Source organism: Streptomyces javensis, from assembly GCF_039525925.1.
In the GTDB taxonomy this organism is placed as follows: domain Bacteria; phylum Actinomycetota; class Actinomycetes; order Streptomycetales; family Streptomycetaceae; genus Streptomyces; species Streptomyces asiaticus.
The window spans coordinates 1-6,071 of sequence record NZ_BAAAIF010000164.1; the positions used below are offsets into that span (position 1 = coordinate 1).

General features: G+C 71.9%; 1 protein-coding gene. It reads right to left on the reverse strand.

All coding sequences use genetic code 11. The features are described from left to right. On the reverse strand, positions 1-5,953 hold a 5,953-nt coding region (locus tag ABD329_RS47080; RefSeq protein ID WP_344318171.1), incomplete at its 3' end, for an amino acid adenylation domain-containing protein. Between the last annotated feature and the right edge of the window lie 118 nt (positions 5,954-6,071).

Here is a 6,071-nt window from a genome sequence, read left to right on the forward strand (position 1 = left end):
GTGCCACCTGCTCCTCGAACAGCTCCGGCAGCACCCGCCCCGCCCCGGCCGCCGCCACCGAGCCACCCGTACCCCAGCCCAGCAGCCGCCCCCGCTCCTCCTCGGAGCAGCCGTCGACCCGTCCCACCCGCACATCCGGGTCGAACGCCATGGCCTCCAGCACCCGCGCCAGCCGGGCGGCGATCGCCGAGACGTCCTCGCGCCCGAACAGGTCCGTGCGGTAGCCGAGCCGCATGTGCAGCCGCTCGTCCGGGACGACCAGCAGGGACAGGGCGTAGTGCACGGCGTCCCGTCCCGTGATGTCGACCGTCCTCAGTTCCCTCCCCGGGTCGAGCAACTGCCCTTGGTTGATGGGGTAGTTCTCGAAGACGGTCGTCGTGTCGAAGAGGTCCCCGGAGCGCACTCCGCTCAGCCGCTGGATCTCGGCGAGCCCCAGGTGCTGGTGGTCGAGCAGCTCCGTCTGCTCCTCCTGGAGCCGGGAGAGCAGCCCGCCCAGCGACTCCTGGGCATCGATGCGCAGCCGGACCGGGACGGTGTTGATGAACAGGCCCACGATGGACTCCACACCCGGCAGCTCCGCGGGGCGGCCCGAGACCGTGGTGCCGAACACCACGTCGTCCCGCCCGGTGAGCCGCCCGAGGACCAGCCCCCACGCCGCCTGGACGAGGGTGTTCAGCGTGAGCCCCGAGCGCCTGGCACGCTGTGAGAGTCGCGCGGTCAGCTCGGGGGACAGATCCGTGGAGTACTCCTCCGGCCACATCGCGGCACGCCCCGGAGCGGCGGGGGCGACCAGCGTGGGCTCGGTCAGCCCCTCCAGCGCCGTGCGCCAGGCGGTGCGGGCGGCTTCCCGGTCCCGCCGTCCCAGCCAGGCCAGATAGTCGCGGTAGGGCACCGGCCGCGGCAGGGCCGTCTCGTCACCGGACCGTTCGTACAGCGCGAACAGTTCGCGCAGGACGAGGGGCACCGACCAGCCGTCCCACAGCAGGTGGTGGTTGGTGATGACCAGCCAGTGCCGGTCCGGGCCGCCACGCAGGACCGCGAAACGGACCAGCGGTGGCCGCGCCGGATCGAACCGTGCGGAGCGGTCCTCGGCCAGCCACCGCTCCACCGCGTCCCGGCGCTCGCCCTCCGCGACCGTGCTGAGGTCCACCTCCTGCCACGGCACGGACACCGCACCGGCGACGGCCTGGACGGGATGGGACAGGCCGTCGTGCAGAAACGCGGCGCGCAGATGCGGATGCCTGCGCAGCAGAGCGTCGGCGGCCACGCGGAACCGGGCCGTGTCGAAGGGGCCCTCGAGCTCCAGGCAGAGCTGGACCAGATAGACGTCCGGGGCCGTGTCGTCGTACACGGCGTGGAACAGCAACCCCTCCTGCAACGGGCTGAGCGGCAGCACCTCCACACTGCCCGGGGCCTTCCTCTCGACGCTCTCCGACTCCGCCCTGGAGAGCCGGAGGAGTGCTCCTTCCGAGCGGCCGAGGCCATCGGCGGTCGGCTCGTCGGGCGTACGTGCCACGGCGGCGAGCGCCGCGGGCGTCTTGTACTGGAAGACCTGGCGGGGAGTGAGCACCAGCCCCTCCCGGCGGGCTCGGCTGACGAGCTGGATGGAGATGATGCTGTCCCCGCCCAGCGCGAAGAACCCCTCCTCCACTCCGACCTCGGCGAGCCCCAGCACCTCGGCGAACAGGGCGCACAGGGCCTTCTCGCGCGGTGTCGCCGCGGCCCGGCCGGTGGTTCGGTCGGCCCCGGGGTCGGGTACGGGCAGCGCGGCGCGATCGAGCTTGCCGTTCGTGGTCAACGGCAGCGCGTCGAGTGTCATGAGGGCGGACGGCAGCATGTATTCGGGCAGGGTGGTGGCAAGGTGGGCCCGGAGGGACGCCACGAGTCCGCCCAGCTCATGGGAGGCCCCGGGGTCGTTGGCGTACGAGCGCAGCGGACGGAGATCCCTGCCCTGCGTGGACGACGCAGACGTCGTGGACGGCACACACTGGTCGAGCACGCGATGGTCCACCCCCGCCGCCGTGTCCACGAAGACCGCGTCGAGGCAGCCGTCGCTGTCGGACCAGGTGAGGGCGGCGCGGTAGCCCAGATCCGCGGCGAGCTCGTGCAGGGCCTCCGGGGCGGACACCTCGGACTCCGCCCCCGCCGTGGCCGCCTCGCGGACCGCGTCCGGCGCCACTCCGTGCCGCAGTTGCCGCAACGCCTCCAGCTCGTCCGCGAGCCGGGCGTTGGGAATGCCGTTCACCCGCAGCATCCGGGGCCGGAGGCGCTCCAGGGTCTCCGCCACTTCGGCGGTGGTGCGCACCTCCTCGCCCCACTGCCGCGCCACCGCGTCAACCACCCGAAGCCCTGCCCTCGGTGCCTCCGGAACAGCCGCCTTGACCAGCACCACGTCGTAACGGTGGCGGGTGAGCTCATTACGAGCATGGCCACGTTTGATCCGCACATCGACCGCTGCCACCTCGGGCAGCCGGGACGGAAGGGTGGCGAAGAGGCCGGGGTCGAGGACGAGTTCGCGCTCCTGCCGGATCGCCTTGTCGACCGTGGACCTGAGGCTCTCGTTCGTCGTGCCGGGCGCGGCCTGGGCCAGGGCGACGGCCGTGGCGAAGCAGCGGAGCAGACGGGCGTTGCGCACATCGCCGATGAAGATCCGGCCGCCGGGCGCGAGCAGCCGCATCGCCCCGGCCACCACCTCGACCAGATACTCCACACTGGGGAAGTACTGGACCACGGAGTTGAGCACGATCGTGTCGAACCGGCCGGCGGGCAGGCCGGTGAAGTCGGCCGCGGGCTGGCTCCGCAGCCGTGTGCGGTCCGCCAGGGCCGGATCGCCCGCGATCCGCTCCCGCAGATGGCCGATGACCGCAGGGGACACATCGGTGGCCCAGTACGTCTCACAGTGCGGTGCCAGGCGCGCCATGAGCAGCCCGGTGCCGACCCCGATCTCCAGCACCCGGCACGGCTCCAGCTCCATGATCCGGTCGACGGTCGTGGTCAGCCACTCCCGCATCTCAGGCAGGGGGATGGGCCGCTGGTCGTAGCTGCTGTCCCAGCCGACGAAGTCCTCCCGCAGGACGGTCGTGGCGCGGTCCCGGTACAGCGACTCGTAGACCGTGCGCCACTCCTCCACCTGCCGGCCGGCCAGCTCGCCGTCGGGGCCGGACCGGCGCGCGGGCACCGCGTAGGCCACCAGGCGCCGGTGGCCGGGACGGTCCTCGCGGACGGTCGCGGCGGCCTGCGCCACTTCGGGGTGTGCCGTCAGGGCCGCCTCGATCTCACCGAGTTCGATACGGAAACCCCGCACCTTGACCTGGTCGTCCGCGCGTCCCACGAACTCCAGACGGCCCTCGTCGTCCCACCGCACGAGGTCGCCCGTGCGGTACATCCGGGTGCCCGCCGGGCCGAAGGGGTCGGCGACGAACCGTTCGGCGGTCATCGCCGCACGTCCCGCATACCCCCGCGCCAGCCCCGCCCCCGCCACGTACAGCTCGCCCGCCACTCCGGGTGGGGCCAGCCGCAGCCCGGGGTCGAGCACATACACCGCCAGATCCGTCAGCGCCCGCCCGATGACACTCGGAGTCCCCGGTACGGCGTCCGCGTGGCCGAGCCGGCGGGCGGTGACATGGACCGTGGTCTCGGTGATGCCGTACATGTTGACCACGACGGGGGTGTCGTCGCGGTGGCGGACGTACCAGCCCGCCAGCCGGGCGGGGTCCAGGGCTTCGCCGCCGAGCACGATGTACCGCAGGGCCAGCTCCGAGCCCAGCGAGGGCAGGTCCTGGTCCGCGGCGATCAGCTGGTACAGGGCCGACGGGGTCTGGCACAGCACCGTGACCCCCTCGCGGACCAGCAGACGCAGAACGTCCTCGGGGGAGCGGGTCACCTCCTTGTCCGGCACCACCAGCCGGCCACCGTGCAGCAGCGCCCCCCACATCTCCCAGACGGAGAAGTCGAAGGCGTACGAGTGGAACAGACACCACACATCGGTCTCACCGAAGGTGAACTGCTCCCGGGCGGCGCCGAACAGCCGCGCCACATTGCCGTACGGGACCTCGACACCCTTCGGAGTGCCGGTGGACCCGGAGGTGTAGATGACATAGGCCGGGTGGCGGGCGTCGAGCGGAAACGCACGCTCGGCGTCGGACAGGTCGTGCGCGGGCAGCCCCCGCAGCCGGGCCACGGTGTCATCCGCCCCGAGGACCAGGCGTGCCACGGACGGGGCGCCTTGTGGCAGGTCCTCGACGAGGCCGTCCGCGGTCACCAGCAGCGTGGCACGGCTGTCGGCGAGGACGAAGGCGAGGCGCTCCGCCGGGTGGTCCGGATCGAGTGGCACGAACGCGGCCCCGGCCTTGAGGACGGCGAGAACGGCCACGACCATGTCGGCCGAGCGGGGAAGGGCCAGGGCCACCCGCGTCTCGGCCCCCGCACCGGAAGCCACCAGCAGCCGGGCGAGCCGGTTGGCACGCCGGTTCACCTCCGCGTACGTCAGCCTGGTGTCCCGATGTACCACCGCCACGGCCTCGGGGGTCCTGCGCACCCGCTCCTCGAACAGCAGCGGCAGCGCCGCCTCCGTCCGCCCGGCGGGCTCCGTACGCGCCCCGCCCCATGTGCGCAGCATCAGCTCGCGCTCACCCGGCGCCAGCGGATCGACCGTTCCGACCTGCGGATCGGTGTCCGACACCAGCATCCACAGCACCCGCAGCAGCCGATCGGCGATCGACTGGACCGCCTCCCGCGCCAGCAGATCCGGCTGGTAGCCCATCCGGATGTGCAGCCGCTCTCCCGGAATCACCATGAGCGCCAGGGCGTAGTGAGTGGCGTCGTAACTGTCCACCGACAGCGTCCTGAGCTCCGTGGTGGGATCCAGCAGCCGCCCCTCGTCGAGGGGGTAGTTCTCGAACACGGTGGTGGTGTCGAAGATCTCGCCCGATCCGATGCCCGCCAGCCGCTGGATCTCGACGAGCCCGAGGTGCTGGTGGTCCAGGAGCCGCGCCTGCTCCTCCTGCAACCGGCCGAGCAGTGCGGACACCGGCTCCCGCGGATCCATCCGCAGCCGCAGCGGAACGGTGTTGATGAACAGCCCCACCATGGACTCCACACCGGGGATCTCGGCGGGCCGCCCGGAGACCGTGGTGCCGAACACCACATCGTCCCGCCCGGTCAGCCGTCCCAGCAGAATCCCCCACCCGGCCTGCACCAGCGTATTGAGGGTGAGCCCCAACCTCCGAGCCCGCAGCGAGAGTTGCTCGGCGAGTTCGCGAGGCAGGTCGAACGAGAACTCCTCCGGGGGGACCGTGGTCCGGCCGGGGGCGGCGGAGGCGAGCAGGGTGGGCCCCTCCAGCCCCGCGAGCGCCTCGCGCCACGCCTCGCGCGCCGCGTCCCGGTCCTGGCGTCCGCACCACTCCAGATAGGTGCGATAGGGCACCGCCCGGGGGAGCGCCGACTCATCGCCGTCGTGGTCGTAGAGGGCGAAGTACTCCAGGACGACCAGGGGCAGCGACCATCCGTCGAGCAAGATGTGATGATGTGTCAGCACAAGGTGAAAGCGGTCGTCGCCCAGCCGGAAGAGCGCGAACCGGATCAGGGGCGGACGTGTGAGATCGAAGCGGGTGCCCCGGTCCTCGACCAGCCACCGCTGAACCTCGTCCCGCCGCTCCGCCTCGTCCAGCTCCCTGAGATCGGCCTCGTGCCAGCGGAGGGGCACCTCGCGCGGTACGAACTGGACGGGCTGTGAAAGGCCATGGTGGAGGAAGCCCGCCCGGAGCGGCGGATGGCGCCGTACGAGGGCCTCGGCCGCCCGCCGGAACCGCGCAGGGGCGGCGGGTCCTTCGAGCTCGAAGGAGAGCTGCACCAGATAGACATCCGGCGCGGCGTCGTCGTACACGGCATGAAACAGCAACCCCTCCTGGACCGCGGTCAGCGGGAGGACGTCTTCGAGCTCACGCTTGTCCATCAGGCGTTCCTCCACCAGTCTTCGAGGTTGGTGATGTCGTGTTGGGTGAGGTTGAGGAGGGGGAGGTCGGAGGGGGTGCGGCCGCCGGTGTGGTGTTGGGTGTGGGTGTTGAGGGCTT